Genomic DNA, 20,982 nt, shown 5'->3' with positions numbered 1-20,982 from the left:
TGCAATTCAGATTAAGAAATTAATATGTTTACCAAAGCAATAAATGATTTTCGCGGCGGAATTAAACTTTCTCATGTCTGGTCATATCAGGCCTATCATGAAGTTTCCGCAAAATATAAGCGAACTATATTCGGTTCATTGTGGATTGTGGGATCGATGGTTTTCCTGTCGGTAGCGTTCGCAATTGTTTCAAGCGCCATTTTTCATCAGGATGTCAAACAAATTCTACCGTACATAATGGGCGGCCTAACCGCTTTTACGCTGATAAGTTTTATCCTGACTGAAGCGCCTGAACTTTTTATGTCAAATAGCGGCATAATTAGCAATCACGCCTATCCTTTTAGCTATTATATATTAGAAGCTGTGCTGAAGTGCTTTATTGTTTTTGCTCACAATATAATTGTTTTTGAAATTATCCAAGCTCTATGCACAGGGCTCCCTGTGCCTCATTGGTCAATACTGATTGCCCTGCCCCTTGTTTATGTCAATATGCTTACCTGGGGCACTTTGGTTGCTATGATATCAGCCCGATATCGTGACATGCGCTATTTGCTGCCCTATCTGAACACGGTGGTCATGTTCATGACGCCTTTGATGTTCCGTGCCGACAGCATCTCCCCTTCAAAAAGATTATTGATTGATCTAAATCCCTTTTATCCGTTTATCGAAATGCTTCGCTCTCCCCTCATGGGGCAGCCGATGGCGTTACAATACTGGTACTCTGCCGCAGGGATAACGGTCCTCGGCATCTTGGTATGGCTTATTTTCTTTAATGCTTTCCGCAATCGTATCGCATTCTGGATTTAGTGTTTAGGATCTAATTTCAATGACAAATATTGTTGAGCTAAACGGTGTAGGTTTAGAATATCCGATATATTCCATTAAGGCGCAGTCCTTACGTAATGCAGTCGTCAACATGGCCGTTGGCGGTAAACTGTTGAAAAACGGACAGGATCTTATCTTTATTAAGGCACTGGATAACATCAATTTCACGCTGCAGGAAGGCGACCGCCTTGGCATACTGGGCCACAATGGTGCCGGAAAGACGACGTTGCTAAAAGTCCTTGCTGGCGTTTATGAGCCCACACGTGGCCGGATATCCGTTAACGGACGGATATCCTCCATGATCGACATCCATCTTGGCGTCGATCCGAATATAACCGGGACTGAAAATATCATAAACATGGCGCGGCGTCGCGGTTTTACGACGCGTCAAATTCAGGCCCGGATCCCGGAAATTGTCGAGTTTTCCGAATTGGGCAGCTTCATAGATCTGCCATTCAAGACCTATTCCGCGGGCATGTGTGCACGACTGGTTTTTGCTGTGGCGACCTGTTTTGAGCCTGACATTCTGTTGTTGGACGAGTGGGTCGGCGCGGGCGACGCCGGCTTCTTCGAAAAAGCCGAAGCCAAGATGAACGACATCCTATCGAAATCACGCGTTATGATTCTGGCAACCCACAGCCGCGATCTGGTTCAGCGCGTTTGCAATAAGGTATTGGTGCTCAATTCTTCCAACCAAATCTACTTTGGTGATTGCAGTGGCTGGGATTTCGCAAACCAACGCATTATCGAAAACGTCTGATCATGGCAGCTTGGTTGGCTGTCCTTCAGGATGCCCAGAAACTTCAAGATTCAGGCCTCCCGGGCGAAGCGAGTTCACTTTACCGTACCGGCCTTGAAACCTATGCAGACGATCCGATTGCGGTACAGTGGCTGACCTTCAATCTGATGATGAGTGAAAGCGCATTTTCCGGTGCCAAATCAGCTCAGGTTTATCTTCCGTCTATTCTGGAATCCAGCCTGTCCTGGAAGGCCAAGCTGTACGCAATAGAATTGGCGCTGGCATCCGCGGACATATCGGATGATAATTCTGGTCTTTATGCCGCTGTCTGCAAGGCTGCGGAGGCCTATTCACGGGCCCAACTGACGCCCGACGATTTCAATCTGATGTCATGTCAGGCCATAGTGAGGCAGCTCACCCGCCTTTATGGCCAGGATGGCCTGCATCAGCTTTTTCTAAGCATTGACAATGAAGATCGTTTCGACTGTATCGGCAGCCATCCCTCGCGCCCGGCATCGCTGAAGCCCCCGACGCAATCCAATCGCTTGCCTCAGGTCCTGCAACGCAGCCTTGAAAACCAGCCGCCGCCGGAACGCGCTTTAGGCCTTCGTCATGTCGGCCCAGCGTTTGTCCTGAAGCTAGGTGACAATACGGTTTTATTTGACAAGAAGGGGCAGGTACTCGACACGCCCTACGGCAGCTTGCCCGCTTTTTTGAAAATAGCACTTACCGGCGTATTTAAAACATTGGTGCCAGGCCCCTCCTCCGTCTCCGGAACGACCCTGTTCATCGGTGATTACTTTTCCCAAGCTCTGAATTATTGCCATTGGGTTTCGGACGGCCTGCCCCGCATCATTGTCGCCCATACTCAGGGCCTTAATCCCGACAATATACTGGGGGCGTTCGAAATCACCGAAAACTTCCAGGTTGAGACAATAGATCGGCTGCTTCAGCCGCATCAAACCTACATTAGCGTGCAAGCGACTGATGGCCTTATGGCTATAGACGACCTGTTTTATGCCGACAATCACAGCCTGAAGCATGTTCACCACCCGCTCTATGGGGGAGATCTGATTCTGGTGCAGGCGCTGCGTCAGGCATTGACCAAAGATCTCCCCGCCCCCAAGATACGCCGTCGCCTGTATGTCCCGCGCCGTCATACTCGCGTGGTATTGAATGATGACGCTGTGAGGGCCTGCCTGACGCCTTATGGTTTCGAAATCGTCGATACAGATCAATTGTCTTTTGCCGAACAGGTAGAAATTTTTTCTGCTGCGGAGGCTGTCGTCGCGCCTCATGGCGCTGCCTTGACCAACCTCATTTTCGCAAGGCCAAATTGCAAGGTACTGGAGTTTTTCCCGCCCTTCGGAGGGTCGGCCAGCTTCTACTACATCGCCCACGCCCTGGGGTTCGACTACGCCTGCACCATTGACGACACAAGTCAAGGCCCCCACCGAGACGTTGGCGAAGGCATTATCAGCAACACTGCCGGCATTGAGGTTGATGTTGATTTTGTTCGCCGTTGGCTTGATATATTACCAGACATATCCGCAAGCCATTAGGGGTGGTATTGAGGAACGTCTGATTGCGGCATATTTGTTATATGAAATTCTTGCCTATGGATTTATATGGTCGTGTGTTCATATTATCTTTCGGCCTCGTAAAATGGGAAAGTGATGAAATTTCAGAATTTTAAAGTCATCGGCCCCGCCCTCATTCAACCCAAATTGATCGGCGATGACCGCGGCTATTTCATGGAAGCCTTTAAGGACGGATGGTTTCGTGAAAATATAGATGATGTAACCTTCGTTCAGGACAATCAGTCCATGTCAGCTCAGGTTGGCACCATCCGCGGCCTGCACTATCAGACGGCACCTTTCGGACAGGGCAAACTGGTTCGGTGCCTGAAGGGCGCCATCTTCGATGTAGCTGTTGATATCCGGAAGGGATCGGCGACGTTCGGACAGTGGATCGGCGCAACACTTACCGCCACTGGCGCCGAACAACTTTGGGTGCCGGATGGATTCGCTCACGGCTTTTGTACCCTTGAACCGAACACCGAGGTTTTCTATAAGGTAACCAATCCTTATAGCCGTGACCATGACGCCGGCCTGGCGTTCGATGATCCGGCGATCGGTATCGAGTGGCCCGTAGATCTTGCAAAGGCGATTCTGTCTGACAAAGACCGTGTTCAGCCCAAGCTTGAAACCTTGGCCTGAATTACAGCGCCGCGCTCCGGGGCAATAATCTAAATTTATTTTAAGGGATTTTTGATGCGTATTTTAGTCACCGGCGGTGCCGGTTTCATTGGTTCGGCGCTAGTGCGGTATCTGGTGTCGGAAGTAGGGGCAACGGTTCTCAACCTTGATAAGCTGACTTATGCGGGTAATCTCGCTTCGCTAGCGCCCATCGACGGCGCGAACAATTACGAATTCGTCCAAGCCGACATCTGCGATTACGCAAAGGTCGCCGAGATCATCGCCGTATTCAAACCCGATCACATCATGCACCTGGCCGCTGAAAGCCACGTCGATCGTTCGATTACCGGCGCCAAGGACTTCGTCGAAACCAACGTGATGGGTACCTTCTCGATGCTCGAAGGCGCGCGCCACTACTGGCTGTCGCTCGAAGGCGAGGCCAAGGCGAATTTCCGCTTCCTGCACGTTTCGACCGACGAGGTTTACGGTTCGCTTGGCGAAACCGGCCTGTTCGAAGAGGTCACGCCCTACGATCCGTCCTCGCCTTATTCGGCATCGAAGGCCGCTTCGGACCATTTGGCCAAAGCCTGGCATCGTACCTACGGCATGCCGGTGGTGGTATCGAACTGCTCGAACAACTACGGTCCATACCATTTCCCGGAAAAGCTGATCCCGCTGAACATCATCAATGCGATGCAAGGTAAGCCGTTGACGGTTTATGGCGACGGCTCCAACATCCGTGACTGGCTCTATGTTGAAGACCATGCCCGCGCTCTGCACCTGATCTGCTCAGAAGGCCGCCTCGGCGAGACCTACAATGTCGGTGGCCGTAACGAGCGCAAGAATATCGACGTCGTTAACCGCATCTGCGCCATCCTCGACGAACTACGTCCCGAGAACGCCCCGCATTCCAAGCTGATCACCTACGTCACCGACCGTCCGGGTCACGATCACCGCTACGCCATCGACGCGACGAAGCTGGAAACCGAACTGGGCTGGAAGGCGCGTGAAAACTTCGATACCGGTATCCGCAAGACGGTCGAGTGGTATCTGGAGAACGAGCACTGGTGGGGTCCGCTGCGCGGCGAATATACCGGTGAACGTCTCGGCGTCCTGAAGGCCTGATCCATGCGCATCCTTGTCACAGGCACCGAAGGTCAGGTCGATACCTCCCTGAAGGCGCTGGGCGAGCGGATGGGGATCGAAGTGATCCGCATAGGCCTGCCCGATATAGACCTGTCGAAGCCTAAAACCCTGGCTGAACCTGTTCGGGCAGCTAAGCCCGACGTCATCATTTCTTCGGCCGCCTATACGGCGGTCGATAAGGCCGAATCCGAAACTGCTCTGGCGCAGGCTATCAACGGTGACGGACCGGGCGCGCTGGCCAAACTGGCGGCGGAACTGAATGTCCCGATCCTGCACCTGTCGACGGACTACGTCTTCGCGGGCGACAAGGATGGCATCTATGACGAAAGCGACGTCCCGGCCCCGGTCAGTGTCTATGGTGCGACCAAGCTGTCGGGCGAAACACAGATCGCGGCGGCGACCGATAATCATGTTATCCTGCGGACAGCGTGGGTTTACTCACCGTACGGCAACAATTTCGTCAAGACCATGCTGAGGTTGGGCGAGACGCGTGACGAACTTAACGTCGTCGCCGATCAGCATGGCTGCCCGACCTATGCGCCGGAAATCGCCAGGGCCCTGATCGCGGTAGCGCAACGCGTCGTCGCCGATCCCGATCCGACCCTGCGCGGCGTCTTCCACCTGACGGGACAAGGCGAAACGACCTGGGCGGGCTTCGCCGAAGGCATTTTTGCGGGTTCTGCCGCGCGCGGTGGCAAGGCGGTCAAGGTCAATCCGATTCCGACCGAAGCCTATCCGACCCCGGCCAAGCGCCCGGCCAATTCACGCCTCAGCGGCGAAAAACTAAATCAAAGCTACGGTCTCCGTCTGGACCCGTGGGAAACATCACTGGATGAATGCCTGACCGCCCTGACCGGTACGGTGGCAAAAGAGGGATAACAGTATGAAGGGCATTATTCTCGCGGGCGGCAGCGGTACGCGCCTCCATCCCATGACGATCGGCGTCTCCAAGCAGATGATGCCCGTCTATGACAAACCGATGATCTATTACCCACTGTCGACACTGATGATGGCCGGCATTCGCGACGTTCTGATCATCTCGACACCGCATGACCTGCCGCTGTTCAAAAAACTGCTTGGCGACGGTAGCCAGTGGGGCATCAATCTCGAATATAAAGAACAGCCGTCTCCGGACGGTCTGGCCCAGGCCTATATTATCGGTGCAGAGTTTGTCGGTTCGGAGCCCTCGTGCCTGATCCTTGGCGATAATATCTATTACGGTCCGTCGCTACCGATCTTCCTCGAAGAGGCCGCCAAGATCCAGGCCGGCGCCAGCGTCTTCGCCTACCAGGTCTCCGATCCGGAACGTTATGGCGTGGTGGAATTCGACGAGAATTTCAAAGCCTTGTCGGTCGAGGAAAAGCCGATCCGTCCGCGCTCCAACTGGGCGATCACAGGGCTTTACTTCTACGACCATCAGGTGGTCGATATTGCCGCCAATCTCAAACCCTCGGCACGTGGCGAATACGAAATCACCGACGTCAACCGCGTCTATCTGGAACGCGGTGAACTGAGCGTTCAGGCCATCGGCCGTGGTTATGCATGGCTGGACACGGGTACACCGGATAGCCTACTCGACGCTGCGGAATTTGTGCGCGTCCTTGAAAAACGTCAGGGCTTCAAGATCGCCTGCCCGGAAGAAATCGCCTGGCGTAAAGGCTTTATCGACGATACCCAGTTGGAAGCTCTGTCGCGCGTCCTGGGCAAGAGCGACTACGGCAAGTATCTCCAGAAATGCCTGAGCAACGGCTAAGACCATGCCGTTCGGGTTGCGTTCCCTCTGCCATAAGGGCTAAAGGATGAGCGCGTGAATGACTATGAGTGATGAGGATTCGGTGACCGAGCCAGTCGACAATAAGGTTACCGATCCACATAGCTTGCTAGCAGCTGCTGGATTTACTGCATGCGGGCTTTTATGGTTCGCGAAAGATATTCTCAGCTATGGGCCAAAATCAGCGTTCCTGCAGTATCGATCCTATATCGATATTGCTCGCAGCGGACGTTTCGATCCGGCATTTTATAATGCGCAATTAGGTGACAACCGATTTGGCCCTGCGCGACTGCTTCGGCACTATATTCTCCACGGGCATCGGGAGGGTCTGGACCCGGCTGCGGATTTCAGTACTCAGAAATATCTGGATTTCTATCCCGACATTCGCCATAGCGGCAGCAATCCCCTGTCCCACTATATCAGATATGGAGAGAGGGAATACCGGATCGCCCTGCCGTCGTCTCTCGCCGTAAATGGCGCAGATCCGAACACAATCAGCCTCGAAGAACGCCATGCCAATGATTGGCCTGTGGCGAAAAACCCGAAACTGAATCGCGCCTCTCTTGGACGATTCGACGTTCGCCCGGATGACGACGTTCCAGTTGAAGGGCTGAGAGGTGAACAGTTTCTCTCACGATTTCGTCTAACCGAAGCCACGCCTGACTTTGCCGGCGCCATCGCGGAGCTTCAGCGTATGCGCGGTTCTTCTGCACTGAGTCAGGCAGGAACCATCGTCGATGTATCCATCGTCATTCCCGTGTTCGGGCAACTGGGTTACACGCTCAACTGCCTGCACAGCCTGTTGTCGCTGACTACACGATACAGATTCGAAATCATCATAGGTGACGACCGGTCGCTGGATGCTACTGAACGGTGGCTGCCCAAACTGGAATTTCTGACCTATATTCGTCACGACGAGAATGCAGGCTTCATCGCCAACTGCAATCGGGCCGCAAAGGCGGCGCAGGGCCGCTTTCTGGTACTGCTCAACAACGATATCCGCGTCGTCGATGGCTGGCTGGATCAACTGCTCGATACGTTTGCCCGCTTTCCCAAGGCCGGTCTGGTGGGATCTAAGCTTTTTTATCCCGACGGCAAACTTCAGGAAGCGGGCGGCATCGTGTGGCAGGACGCCTCGGCCTGGAACTACGGCCGTGACGACGATCCCAATCGACCGCGCTACAGTTATGCGCGCCAGATAGACTATGTCTCCGGATGCTCTATAGCCCTTCCGACGGACCTATGGCAGGAAATGGAGGGTTTCGACCCTCATTTCTCACCCGCCTATTACGAAGACGTCGATCTTTGTTTCCGTCTCAGAAAGGCCGGATACCAAACCTGGTTACAGCCGCGCTCGCGCGTCATTCACTATGAAGGCAAGACCTCTGGTACGGACACCACACAAGGGGCCAAGGCGTATCAGATTGCCAATACGAGCAAGTTTCTCAAAAGGTGGCAACCGGTGTTGGCTAGCCACCGCCCTAACGGTCAGGAGCCATGGCTGGAGCGTGAGCGGCACATCAGACGTCGCGTCCTGATCGTCGATGCTGTCAACCCGACTCCGTGGCAGGACGCGGGTTCTCTGGCGATTATAAACCTGTTTCGCTACTATCAGGCGCTCGATTATCAGGTCACCTTCGTCCCGGTCAACTTCCTGTACGAAGCCCGTGCGGTGTCGGAAATGCAGGCAATGGGCGTGCAAGCGCTTTATGCTCCATTTGAACAGTCTCTGGCCAGCGTTCTAAAAAAATACAGCGACCTGTTGGATGTCGTCCACGTCATCCGCCCTGAAGAGGCGGAGAAATGTTTCGAGCTCATTCGAACACTGACACCTCGGGCACAGGCCATATATCAGAATTGCGATCTTCACTATCTTCGTATGGAACGTCAGGCGGAAGTCGAGCAACGGCCGGATCTGTTCGAAGCCGCGCGAACCATGAAGGCGCGGGAATTGCGCCTGTCGCGGGAATACGATCTTACGATCACCCACTCCGAGGCCGAAAAACAAATATTGGATCATGAACTGGCCGACGAGAACATTCTCGTTATGCCCCTGATTGAAAACGTCGTAGAGGTTAATTCTCCGTTCAATAAACGGCGCGATGTCATGTTTCTGGGAGGCTACAGCCATCCGCCCAATGTCGATGCGGCGCAATGGATACTGGATGAAATCTGGCCACCCATCGCTGAACGTTTTCCGCAGGCACGCTTGCTTCTGGTCGGAGCCAATCCCACCGAATCGATCAAATCGCGCGCCAGCGACCGCATTATTGTTACCGGCATGGTTGACGATCTGGCGCCATGGTTCGCCCGCACCCGCCTTTTCCTGGCCGCGCTGAGATACGGGGCAGGCGCCAAAGGCAAGGTACTGGCTTCACTGGCGCACGGCGTTCCCGTCGTGGCCACAGACATCGCCGCCGAAGGCCTCCCACTGGAAAACGGAAAATCTGTTTTTCTGGCTAATGACGCGCCTCAGATTGTAACCGAAGCTCTGCGCTTATATACGCAGAAACCTACGGCATGGCAGAAACACTCAAAAGCCGCTCAGGCCTACATTACACGTCACCATAGTTTTGCCACCGGGGTGGAATTGTTGACGGAGGGTCTGAAGTTAAGCCGCGCCAAGCAAGCGCGCCTGCCTAATGTGTAAAGCGACCAAATAGATGAGATTTTGCGATTTTATATTCGATGTCAGGGACACGTCGGCACGGATTGCCGAACGCGACGCCCATATGGAAACCGGGCATTGTGTTAACTTGACGCTGAAAACCCTGTTCAGACCGGATATGGTGGCCTATTTCAAACAGGAAATGTCCCTTCAGGGCACCGACCTGACGCCCCCCCGGTTATTGATCGCGTATCTGGTGCTTTTTGCATATATCGTGAATGTGCGTTGGCGACCGGTATCCGGTGACGTCAGTCATTTTGCCGGCAAACTATACCGCGTACTCAAGACTCTCGACCTTGACAGCCCCAAAAAAACGGTCTTTTGCGTAACACGTCACCTTCGCCTGCCAGAGTTCGTTAATCAGCGTATCGGGCGCGGCCGACGTCCACGCATGGGCTTGTATTCTTATTACTCGGCCGAAGCGCCAACGCCCGCGTCGCTATTGCGACTCTGCGACGACACCAATCGTGATGCGGCATTTGTAATGTGGTGTGGAACGGATACACCTGCAGTCGCTCACCCCCGACTGGTTTATTCGGGCCCCATATTCATCTCCAGAAATCTGAAGCTGAATGGCGCCTATATCAGCTATCACTCCGCCTAGTTTTTCTACCGTACCAACCACGACTTTGGAACCGTTATGTCCCACACCATAAGAGTGGAAACTATCGAGCACGCCGTAGATAACGGGTTGCGACCCGAAGACTATGCCACGCTGGCGGTTCTGGAGGAATCGCAGGCCTTTGAGGGCGTGCCGCCGATACCCTGTGATATCCTGCCCCGCCAGTTCGGCTACTGGTTTCATACAGGGCCTGGATTTGCAGAAGGCCTGACAACCTACGGTCACAAGATACTTTCGGCTGAGAAGGCGTACGTCCTCGGCACGGACGGCGTCGTCGTCTATAATGGCAAATCAGGGCGCTGGGTTGATACAACCTCTCTCAACTATGCGCGGCCCGACCGCCCGGGATGTCAGTTTATCCGTGCCACGGACCATTTGCTGATCCCCCCTCCCCAAAGAGCCCTTAGCGGCGTCTATTTTCTCGGCTATAATGCTGGACATAGCAACTACGCACACTGGGTGACTGATGCCTTGCCGTTGTTGCAATATTACCTGGAACATTTTGCACCTTTGGGTGTGAAGGTACTCCTGCCGGCGCAACGTACAACCTTTGTGGAATTTTACGTACAACTCCTGAAAATTCCTGCGCATCTCATCGAATATATCGATGACGAGATCGTCGAGGTCGAAACCCTCTATTACCCCAGCTTTTTTTCTTTCGACCGCATTCCGTTTTCCGCCGTCAACATGCTGAAGGCCATTAAACGAGATTACCTGCCTGCACGTGTAGCAAAAGCACGACGTATTTTCGTATCGCGCCGCGAGACCCCATTGCGTGCTCTGCTAAATGAGCCGCGGATCATCGAGGTTTTGACCGATGCTGGATTCGATATCATCGTACCGGGCGAAATGCCGGTATATGAACAAATTGAAATGTTCCGCTCAGCCGAAATCGTTGTAGCGGTTCATGGCGCAGGCTTGGCCAATATCGTATTCTGTGATCCAGGCACCCGTATCATCGAACTTTTTCCAGAATATACGGTGTCATCTCTTTTCTGGATATTGGCGACGCACTTCGATCTGAAATACGGCGCACTTTTTGGCACGTCATTCGATCAGGATGGCGCTCTAAGCGATCAAAATGGCAGCTGGAACGCGCCGTTTATTATAAACGAGGACAAGTTGCGCACATGCTTGATCGGTTAAAACAGTCCCTAGGCCTTCAGACGGCCGCCGTTGCGCGCGAAGAAGAGCCGCCGGCGCGGCAAAACATTCTGATCATAAGTAACTGTCAGGTACAGCTTCTGAAACACTGCCTGTCGGCGGTGTGCGAGAATGCGGACTTTGACACCATCCCCGTGCATGTCTACACACCAGATGAGCGCGAAAAGGTTTTTTCAGAAGTCATAGCCAGCCGCGACCATTACGATCTCGTCCTGTCCATAGCGTTATCGGACGACTTCGGCGCACTCTCCAGGGATGCGATCGCCGCCACCTTTCACCCTGTACCGGTTATTACGATATCCAATCTGGTCTTCACAGGCCTCCATCCCGACATCACCTATATTGGAGGCCTTAGCGCCAGAACGCCAGGACCACTCGGCGACTACCACAGCCGCCTCGCTCTTCTGGGCTATCTGATGGGCCTAGAACCTGCCCAGACTGAAAAGCTCTACAGAGCAGAAGTTTACCATCAGTTGGGCTATTTCAACGCATTTCAGGAGAGCCTGGAGGAAATGCGGCGCCGGGACGAAACGACCGATATCCCTATCGGTAGTCTTCTCGAGGAGCGCTTGCGGCTGGGCGTATGTTTCTTTTCGCATAACCATCCGACCAGTTTTTTGATGGCGCCCTACGTCGGTAAGATCGCCCGCACGCTACACGAACGCGGACTGATCAGATATACGGGCTTCGAACCTCGCCCCGAAGAAGTACTAAATTTTCTGGCGGCCTCATGGATATTCCCGGTGTATCCCGAACTGACTCAGGAGCACAGCTTGCCTTATAAGGGAAGTTATATTTACCGCACTGAAACGGTGGGCGACCACCCCTCCAGTGTCATTACCCTTTCGGACTTTGTCCGCGCCGAATACGACGCCTTCGCCCAAGGAGATCAGGCGCAACTCAGGACGACCTATCCCGGAGTTCTGTTGCTGCTGCAACATGGAGAACGGGAAGAATTTCGCCGGTTGATTTCTCGCTTGCTGAAGTGACACCAAATGAGCTTAATAGAATTAATTTAGGTACTAGTTCATTATGAAAAAAATCATGAACTTGCGATTGTATTTCCGAGGATAAAATTATGCTGTCCGTATTGAAAGTAGATGAGACCTGGTATTTAAAAAAATATCCGGAAGCCGTTCAATCCATGCTTTCCGGAATTTACAAGAGCGCGGAAGAGCACTTCCAGAAGGAAGGGCATCAACTTGACCTTGATCCAAATCCCGCCTTTTCGACACGGCTTTATAAGCAGACGTCCGGTTGGCATCAACGTATCCATCGAACCGATCCTCTCTCTGACTACCTTTATAATGCCGGGGAGTTTAAAGGTTCTATAAATTGGATCTTCGATGAAGCGGCGTTTCAGCATGGAAATCCCGCTGCTTTTGATGCTATTTACAAAAAGAACCTGATTTCAGGGTTATATTTCTATTGTAAAAATGAAGCTATACTAAAAACCACACGGCCTCACGCGCTTTTTAATGCGGAATATTATCGTGAGGTTGCAAATGTACCACGCGACGAGTCTGCACTGGTGCATTACTTAACTATCGGACAAAAGGAAGGTCTGGCGCCCTCTGTGCTTTTTGACCGTGACTTCTTCCGTGCCGGGTATGGTGATATCGATAAGGTCGCCGCCCCCTATAACTCGCTTGAACACTATTTTATTTCGGAAGGCATAAGGCACGGACAGCAGTCCATACCGGATTTCGACCCCGATTTTTATCTTGAGACCTACCCAGAGATCAAGGCAGGCATTACGGGCGTTATGACAGCGTTCCAGCACTTCCTCCTCTATGGTATCGCCGAGGGACGTCGGCCAAACCCCTTTTTCGACACAACCTATTACCTTGAAAATAACCCGACGGCCGCCCAGGCTATGACCACTGGGCGTTATCTGGGCGCGTTTGAACACTTTCTCGAAGTCGGTTCAAAACGAGGGTTGAAGGCGCATCCACCGCTTCGGTCCCGATCTGTCGCCGATGTAGATGCCAAGACGATTTTTGAAAAACATGCGGCGATCAATGCCAATCTACTGGTGGCGACAAAGGGCGTCAGGTTTAAGCCCTCGTCATCGCCAAAAATATCGCTGATCATACCTGTGTATAATCACTTCAACTTCACCATGCAGTTGCTGGGTCGCCTGAGTGAAACGCTCGCTTCGACCGAAAAAGGTGAGGCCGAAGTCATTGTCGTGGACAACGGCTCGACTGATCGTACGACGGAGCTCGAAACCCTGGCCCCCGGCATCCGTTATTTGCGCTTATCAAAGCCCCTGGGGTATACGCTTGCCTGCAACGAAGGCGCCAAGATCGCAACAGGCGAAGTGGTGTTATTCCTTAACAACGACATCGAGCTAGGTGCCGGTGCCATATGGAGCGCATTAGAGGTTTTGAGTGATGAGTCGGTCGGCGCTACGGGCGGGCGTATCGTTCAACTGAGCGGCGCGCTTCAGGAAGCTGGCGGACTCGTATGGAAGGACGGCTCCACCTTAGGGTTTGGTCGAGGGGAAAATCCGGATTCCGGTCAGTTCCTTATAGCACGTGACGTCGACTACGTGTCGGGGTGTTTCTTGGCCATGCGTCGAGCCCTTTTTGAGGACCTGGGTGGTTTCTCAGAGGACTACGCACCCGGTTATTACGAAGAAGTCGATCTATGCGCCCGTATATGGGATAAGGGCCTTCGGGTCGTATTCGATCCACGTATCCTGCTTTATCATTATGAATATGCCAGCTATTCGGCGGGACGGCCCCCTTCGGCCTCAACAGCGCGCATCGCCAGCAAGCGGAAGATATTCAAGGAAAAAAACCAAGATTTTATCAAGCGCAGGGCTGTACCCGTTTTTGGTAAAGTGACGGCGACAGCGTTCGCTCGTGGTTCACAGCGCCAAAAGCATATTCTGGTCATTGAGGATCAGGAACCGCATCCGCGCAAGGGAGCCGGCTTTAATCGCAGCGGCGACATTGTACGCGGGCTTCGTGAAAACGGTTGGTCCGTGACCATCTTAGCCCGCTATGAGGAGGTCAGCCCCGATCCCAATTGGTCAGACGGCGGCTTCACGCAGGTTATTCGTGAAGCTCATTTACCCAATGGATTGGATGGCTGGCTTAAAGATAATGACCAGTTCATTGATGCGATCTGGATCTGCCGGACGCACAACTTCCTGTCCCTGGCCGCACCCCTTCAGGCCTGGAAAGAAAAGAAGGCCGGTCGGCGTGTGATTGCCGACACGGAAGCCGTTGCCTCGACACGCATCATGGAATTGCGTCGCATCGCGGGGATGGATGTAGAGTCCGGGGAACTGGACAAGATGGTCGCCGATGAAATCGGTGGCGCGACCTTTGCCGACGTTATTGTCGCGGTTAACGAGCTGGATCGGGACGTTCTTGATGGTAAGCTTTGTGACGTGGCGATTCTGGGGCAATCCTTTGTCAGCACGCCGACGCCCAAAAGCTTTGCCGAACGTAACGGTTTCTTGTTCGTCGGCGCGGTGAATCGCGCGTCGGAGCCGAACTATGACTCCCTCATGTGGTTTGCCCAGAATGTGTGGCCCATGGTGCGCAGTCGCCTGCCGGACGCGACCCTGACCGTGATCGCCAACTGGAATGCGGGGATCGAGGTGCCTGATTTCCTGCGTGAAAATGGGGTCACCCTACTGCAAAACGTCGCCGACCTGGTGCCGTATTTTGACGACGCCCGTGTTTTCGTAGCTCCCACTCGATTCGCCGGCGGCATTCCGCATAAGGTGCAAAACGCCTTGGCCTATGGTCTGCCGACTGTGTGCAGCGAGCTTTTGGCACGGCAGTTGGGTTTGAATAAGCCTGGCAGTCCCTTGCTTTACAGTGATGTCAGCCATCCGCAGAAGATGGCCGATAATTGCGTAGAAATGCACAGCTCCGAGTCGCTATGGGTCAAGTGCCGTGCCGCCGCCATTGACTATATCGTTGAAAATTGCAACTGGAGCCGCTATCGCGCGACGATTGCCGACATTTTGAGCCCGCCACTGACAAGTACCGCCCGCGATGAGGAGAACGACCAATGACGACGAAGTTCGAAGGCCTGGAAAACGTGGTTGTGGTAGAAGGTGACCTCCATCCTGATGGGTGGATGTCACGCAAGATAAAGCTCATTTTCGAAACAAAAGTCGCTGCATCGAGCATCAAAATCGTCGTTTACAATCCGGATATGTCTACAAAATTTATAGACAATCGACTCAATGTAATATTGAACGACTCTGCCGTGGCTAGCCTGGTGATGTCACCTGCCACCTGTAACCAGGTTATATTAAAGGGTAAATTGCTAACAAACGGCGTCAACAATCTTACAATAGAGGTGTCGGGTTATCTTGAATCTGACCTGCTTGACCCACGTGAGAGAGGTACACTTTTAATTAGCGCCGAACCGATACTGCCGCCCAAAGGAATGAGTGATAAAATCAAGCGGAGTATTAACGTTTAATTTTCATACTATTATATAATGAAGCAATCGAATAGCGAAATATGTACACAATATTCTGAATATATACATGATTACTAATTAAAAACAAAACTGCCATTTTCTCTTGATTGGCAACTTGTAAGCGCAGTGCAGCCTTATTTCATTGGCTGAAGCGCTGCCGATATAGATTATGAAAAGTTATTACGCCCCCTTGCTCATTGTGGAAAAGGGTCGCATTATATGCAAATTGATATACAAATTTTGCAAAAAGACTAAATTATTTGGGAATAAATTGAAATATGCGAAATGATTTTTCTCATATTTTTCTGAGTAAAATCAGAAAGATAAAAGCGAGTGCGCTGTTCATGAATCAAGGTGCTATCACAAATTATTTTGATTTGGCCTTTTACAACTCTCAACTTGAAACTCCTTTTCCCACTGTGCGGCAGGCCTATGAGCACTATTCAGAAACTGGATGGCGTTTATTATTAGATCCAAGTGAAGCGTTCTGCACAGCTGACTATTTGCGAATGTATGAGGATGTAGCGGCTACGAATGTAAATCCTCTTCTACATTATATAGCTTATGGCAAGTCGGAAGGACGACTGCCTTTAGCTCCCATCGAGCCAAGGCAGATGAATGAAACTTCTGACGCCGCCCCTTCCCCCAATCAATTAATTGACGAAACGGATCTAGATATGGAATCTGTTGATATAATAATTTCATTTATCGACCTTGATTTTTACAACAGTCAGCTCGACCAGAAATTCTCGAGCGTTAACGAAGCCGCCAGTCACTATCTAAAATTTGGCGCTGATTCAAATTTAGATCCGTCACGTGAATTTTCGACGGAACTGTATCTTGATGTAAACAGCGATGTTGCTAAAGAAAAAATGAACCCACTTTTGCACTATATTAGCTACGGAAAGAGCGAAGGGCGCGTGGCTTTTACATCAACTAAAACTTTTAACCCTGATGTTACAGTCATTACTGATCTTTATATTGTGAAGATTTATCTGGATGTAAATTTCTATAACAAGCAATTATCAGGAGCGCATTTGACCCAAGATGATGCGGCTGCGCATTATCTAAGTCAGGGCTGGAAAGAAGGTTTAGATCCTTCACCTACTTTCTCTACCTCGGGGTATTTAGGATTGTACGCTGACGTCCTAGAGGCGGGGATGAATCCAGTATTGCATTTTTATATGTATGGGCGTTCAGAGGGGCGTCAGATGTTGCCCTCTGCCGTAAGCTTCGGAACCGAACCGGAGTTATCGACAGACCTTTTCCGCTTAGCCGGAAAGTTTGATGTCGAATTCTACAATAGGCAGTTAGGAAAAACACTCGATATAGACGAAGCTATTGAACACTATTTAAACCGTGGATGGAGGGATTTGCTTGATCCTTCCGAAAATTTTTCAACATCAATTTATCTGGACCTTCATCCCGACGTTCGTGAGAGCGGGATGAACCCTTTAGTTCATTACATCGACTATGGTATTAGCGAAGGCCGGGCAACTGGCAGTTCTAAGACAATGGCATTCAATAAAATGCCCGACAGCCAATCAGATGTTACGACGACGGATGCCGCAGCCGCCATCCCTTCATGGGAAGTTGAGTTAATCCTTGATCATATAGATGCCGAGTTTTATGGCGCTCAATTGAATGACGCTAACCTTTCTAATGAAATGGCGGCACGTCATTACTTAGCCATTGGCTGGGCTGACGGATTAGACCCAAACCAGGAATTCTGTACAGATGACTATCTGTACATGTATCCTGATATTGCCGCGACAGGCGTCAATCCGTTTTTACATTATACTGCAAACGGAAAGAGTGAAGGCCGCAAGCCTAAAAGCACCATACCCACTAAACGGCGCGAAAAACCTCAGGAAATTCTTGATTATATAAAATCAAAAGGTACGAATGGTAAATCGGAATGGATGGATTACGGATATACAAAAGAAAAAGCCGGATATACTCTTGAAGATAGAAAACCTGATCCAGAGTCCATAGAATTTACCGTAAATTTCTCTGGCATTAATCCGGTAGAAGCATTGGAGACTTTAGACCTCTCCAAATGCGCAACACGAACTACAAGTCGTGTGGACATTTCAATAATAATTCCAACTATTAATGAATCCTTAGCTTTAGTTGAGTGCCTCGCTTCAATTGGCAAGGCGTCGACAGAGCAATTGGTTATTGAAATTATTGTCGTCGATAATGCATCCACAGACGCATTGTATGAAAAGATAAAATCGCATCCGCATTTGCAGTATATACGCTTTGATGAAAATGTAGGATTTGGCAATGCCTGCAATGCTGGCGCAGAGGCGGCTCGTGGTCACTACGTCTTCTTTTTGAATAACGATGCTCAGATTTCCCCAGGATGTCTGGAAAGTTTAGTTCGCGCCAAGGAAGCAACCCTGGCGGGTATTGTTGGGCCTAAAATACTATCCTTTGACGGCACGCTGCAAGAGGCTGGGTGCTTTCTAAACATGGATGGTACCGGGAGCTTAATAGGATATGGTTACAATCCCAGCGTTCCGCGCTTCAATTACACCCGAAAGGTTGAACACGTCTCCGGTGCGGCAATTCTTCTTGAGCGTAGCTTATTCCTTGAACTTCAAGGCTTTGATCCAATTTATGCGCCTGCGTATTGCGAAGATGCGGACCTAAGCCTCAAAGTACGGGCAGCAGGATACGATATAGTCTACGAACCTAATGCCGTCGTAGCTCACCATTTGAGTAAGACATCTGACGCGTTGGGCGATAAAGCCAGGAGTAAGCGTCAGCGTATTTCGAAAAATCGGCAAACATTTGTTTCCCGCTGGTCAAAATCCCTCGCAAAAAACGATCTTCGTACAATTGCGTTTTATCTTCCTCAGTATCACACGACACCGGAGAATAATCTTTGGTGGGGAAATGGATTCACTGAGTGGACGAACTCCACGAGGGCGCGCCCAAATTTTGAAGGGCATCTACAGCCAAGGAGTCCAGCCGACCTGGGTTATTACGACCTGCGCGTGGCTGAGGTCATGGAACAACAGGCAAATCTCGCGAAGCGTTATGGCCTGTCTGGATTTTGTTACTACTATTATTCATTCGACGGCAAGAGGATGCTCGAGACGCCGATTGAGAATATGTTGCAAACCGGCCGCCCGGACTTTCCGTTCTGTCTTTGCTGGGCGAACGAAAATTGGACAAAACGGTGGGACGGGCACGGAAAAGACGTTCTTTTGAAGCAGTCCTACTCCGAAGAAAGCACTGTAATCATAGCAAAAGACTTGATGCGCTACTGTCGTTCTAAGAATTATATAACGATCGATGGAAAGCCCCTCATTCTCATTTATCGAGTGAAAGAACTTCCTAACCCCATTAAAACAATAGCGACCTGGCGCAGTGTCGCTCGAAGCGAGGGCATTGGCGAGGTCATTATAGCAAGTGTCGAGTCCTTCGAGCTCTCATCTACACCTGAAGATCCTAAGATTTACGGCTGTGATATTTCGGTCGAATTTCCACCACACGATATGGTTCAAAGCCCCCCGTTGGATGTGACTCGAATTAATCCGGACTGGACAGGCACGGTGCACGATTATCGCGAACTGGTCGCCAACTACATGACTCGTGTTGAGCCAAGCTTCAAGCGCATTAGATCCGTGCTGGTGGGCTGGGATAATACGCCTCGATATGCTGAACGCAGCATGATCTTGGAGAAGGCCACCCCCGGAGCATTTCAGGCTTGGCTTGAATGGAGTCTAAAGCGAACCTTGGAACAAAATTACGGCGACGAACGTATCGTATTTATTAATGCATGGAATGAGTGGTGCGAAGGCAGTTACTTAGAGCCGGACCAATATAATGGTCACGGTCATTTACAAGCGTTAAAAAATGCGATCAGCAATGTCGAAGCTGGAGGATACAACTTTGTCTAAATCGATATCCAACCGTGTTCAGGATCAACGCTTGCGAATCGTTGGCCATCCTCACGCCGCAATCGGTATGGGGGAGTTCTGCCGTTCTCTTTGGCGCTCAGTTAAGGAAGTCGGTTTAGACGCTTCATTAGTCGATGTTTATGGCCCCTTTGGCCCGGTCGATCCTGAGATTACGGCCCTTATAGGCGATGATGGCGTCTCAGACCTTGGCGATGGAATAAACATATTTGTTATGAATGGTGATGAAGTAGATCCCATATTCAAACATCTAAAGAATAGAAATCTGAACTCGCCAGGAAGCTATAATATTATTTATCCGGCATGGGAGCTTGAACGTTACCCATCAGAGTGGGCTAAGGAACTTAGTCGTTTCGATGAAGTATGGGGTCTGTCTAAATTCACGACGGATGCTCTTGCTCGAGCAGTGACAAAGCCTACTCGACATATGTCGTTGGCAAGTGAGGTTCGACAAAAATCACTACTGTCACGTAAGCATTTCGGAATTCGTGAAAGCGCATACACTTTCTTTTTTGCATTTGATTTTCTCTCATATATTGAACGCAAAAACCCTTTGGCCGTTATATCCGCTTTTTCGGAAATGCTGCGTAAGCATCCGTATGCTGATGTTTCATTGGTTATTAAAACCAATAACGCAGACCGCAAACCGGAAATGAAAGCCCAATTTGACGCTGCAATCGAACCTATCCGCCAACGGGTTACACTCATAGATGGCACATTGGATGGGCCGGATATGAAGAGTTTGATTTGGTTAAATGATTGTTTTGTTTCCCTTCATAGGTCTGAAGGTTACGGGTTTGGTATAGCGGAGGCCATGTCTTTAGGGAAGCCGGTTATTGCTACTGAATACTCGGGAAATATGGATTTCTGCGATCATGAGACGGCGATACTAATACCCTACACTTTGAAATCATTATCCAGGGGTGATTACCCGCATTGGGAAGGGCAGAAATGGGCTCAGGCCGACATAAGTATGGCCGCTGCTGCCATGTCGCGTCTTGTGGATTCACCCCAATGGGGCAGGGAGTTAGGTCGTCGAGCACAAATCCACATGCAAACTAACTTTAGCTATCTTGCGAGAGGGTTGAAAGTAATGGAAGCTGTAGAGCAAATTCAGAAGCGTATTTTAGATACTACTAAAACGGGTGCATAGAGCGTTTTTCGCATTAACTGAATCTGTGGTCATTCCCAAATCGGCCTCGATCTGAGTGAAACTGTCTGTCGGCATGAGGCCGACAGACAGGTCAAAAGCTCTAGACGTTGCCTATGACCCGCCCCCCCGGTTGGCGCCCTCACGATAATCTAGAATCTGCCCCATTGAAGGAGCAGACAGAATGACCTGCTTGAACCGCCCCGGCTTTGCCGGAGGCTCATTGGTTTAAGTTACGCGGCCAATTCTAAAGTGTCGAGGGCAGCGTAGTAGAGTTGTTCGGCCTCGGCTGGTGGGATGTTGCCAATGGGT

At 51.0% G+C, this 20,982-nt stretch carries 15 protein-coding genes; all 15 read left to right on the top strand.

Features of this window, described 5'->3' with window-relative positions; translation table 11 throughout:
- Positions 1-24: 24 nt before the first annotated feature.
- Positions 25-807 (top strand): ABC transporter permease, encoded by a 783-nt coding sequence (locus PQU92_RS06285; RefSeq protein ID WP_272747363.1) that lies wholly within the window; start codon positions 25-27, stop codon positions 805-807.
- Positions 808-826: 19 nt separating this feature from the next.
- The gene (locus tag PQU92_RS06280) at positions 827-1,585 is read left to right on the top strand and encodes an ABC transporter ATP-binding protein (protein WP_272747362.1); all 759 of its coding nucleotides are present in this window, start codon (positions 827-829) and stop codon (positions 1,583-1,585) included.
- Between the two features lie 2 nt (positions 1,586-1,587).
- On the top strand, positions 1,588-3,126 hold the full coding sequence (locus PQU92_RS06275; protein ID WP_272747361.1) for a glycosyltransferase family 61 protein: 1,539 nt from the start codon (positions 1,588-1,590) through the stop codon (positions 3,124-3,126).
- Positions 3,127-3,240: 114 nt separating this feature from the next.
- Positions 3,241-3,783, top strand: coding sequence for a dTDP-4-dehydrorhamnose 3,5-epimerase (rfbC, locus tag PQU92_RS06270; RefSeq protein ID WP_272747360.1), 543 nt, complete (start codon positions 3,241-3,243; stop codon positions 3,781-3,783).
- 54 nt (positions 3,784-3,837) lie between these two features.
- Positions 3,838-4,887 (top strand): dTDP-glucose 4,6-dehydratase, encoded by a 1,050-nt coding sequence (gene rfbB / locus PQU92_RS06265; protein WP_272747359.1) that lies wholly within the window; start codon positions 3,838-3,840, stop codon positions 4,885-4,887.
- A 3-nt stretch (positions 4,888-4,890) separates the two neighbouring features.
- Entirely contained in the window at positions 4,891-5,787 is an 897-nt protein-coding gene (rfbD, locus tag PQU92_RS06260) for a dTDP-4-dehydrorhamnose reductase (protein WP_272747358.1), read from the top strand.
- A gap of 4 nt (positions 5,788-5,791) precedes the next feature.
- On the top strand, positions 5,792-6,661 hold the full coding sequence (gene rfbA, locus PQU92_RS06255) for a glucose-1-phosphate thymidylyltransferase RfbA (RefSeq protein WP_272747357.1): 870 nt from the start codon (positions 5,792-5,794) through the stop codon (positions 6,659-6,661).
- A 58-nt stretch (positions 6,662-6,719) separates the two neighbouring features.
- Positions 6,720-9,329 (top strand): glycosyltransferase, encoded by a 2,610-nt coding sequence (locus tag PQU92_RS06250; RefSeq protein WP_272747356.1) that lies wholly within the window; start codon positions 6,720-6,722, stop codon positions 9,327-9,329.
- A gap of 106 nt (positions 9,330-9,435) precedes the next feature.
- On the top strand, positions 9,436-9,951 hold the full coding sequence (locus tag PQU92_RS06245) for a hypothetical protein (protein ID WP_272747355.1): 516 nt from the start codon (positions 9,436-9,438) through the stop codon (positions 9,949-9,951).
- A gap of 36 nt (positions 9,952-9,987) precedes the next feature.
- Entirely contained in the window at positions 9,988-11,115 is a 1,128-nt protein-coding gene (locus PQU92_RS06240) for a glycosyltransferase family 61 protein (RefSeq protein ID WP_272747354.1), read from the top strand.
- Complete coding sequence (locus tag PQU92_RS06235; protein WP_272747353.1) at positions 11,100-12,122, top strand: WcbI family polysaccharide biosynthesis putative acetyltransferase; 1,023 nt, start codon at positions 11,100-11,102, stop codon at positions 12,120-12,122. The genes PQU92_RS06240 and PQU92_RS06235 overlap by 16 nt, the downstream gene beginning before the upstream one ends.
- 89 nt (positions 12,123-12,211) lie before the next feature.
- Entirely contained in the window at positions 12,212-15,172 is a 2,961-nt protein-coding gene (locus PQU92_RS06230) for a glycosyltransferase (RefSeq protein ID WP_272747352.1), read from the top strand.
- Complete coding sequence (locus tag PQU92_RS06225; protein ID WP_272747351.1) at positions 15,169-15,588, top strand: hypothetical protein; 420 nt, start codon at positions 15,169-15,171, stop codon at positions 15,586-15,588. The genes PQU92_RS06230 and PQU92_RS06225 overlap by 4 nt, the downstream gene beginning before the upstream one ends.
- A gap of 278 nt (positions 15,589-15,866) precedes the next feature.
- Positions 15,867-19,502, top strand: coding sequence for a glycoside hydrolase family 99-like domain-containing protein (locus PQU92_RS06220; protein WP_272747350.1), 3,636 nt, complete (start codon positions 15,867-15,869; stop codon positions 19,500-19,502).
- Complete coding sequence (locus tag PQU92_RS06215; RefSeq protein ID WP_272747349.1) at positions 19,471-20,673, top strand: glycosyltransferase family 4 protein; 1,203 nt, start codon at positions 19,471-19,473, stop codon at positions 20,671-20,673. Before PQU92_RS06220 ends, PQU92_RS06215 begins: the two co-directional genes overlap by 32 nt.
- Positions 20,674-20,982 lie beyond the last annotated feature (309 nt).

Source organism: Asticcacaulis aquaticus (genome assembly GCF_028550415.1).
GTDB classification, from domain to species: domain Bacteria; phylum Pseudomonadota; class Alphaproteobacteria; order Caulobacterales; family Caulobacteraceae; genus Asticcacaulis; species Asticcacaulis aquaticus.
The sequence above is the reverse complement of the archived record's forward strand: the minus strand, read 5'-3'. Positions and strand labels throughout refer to the sequence as shown.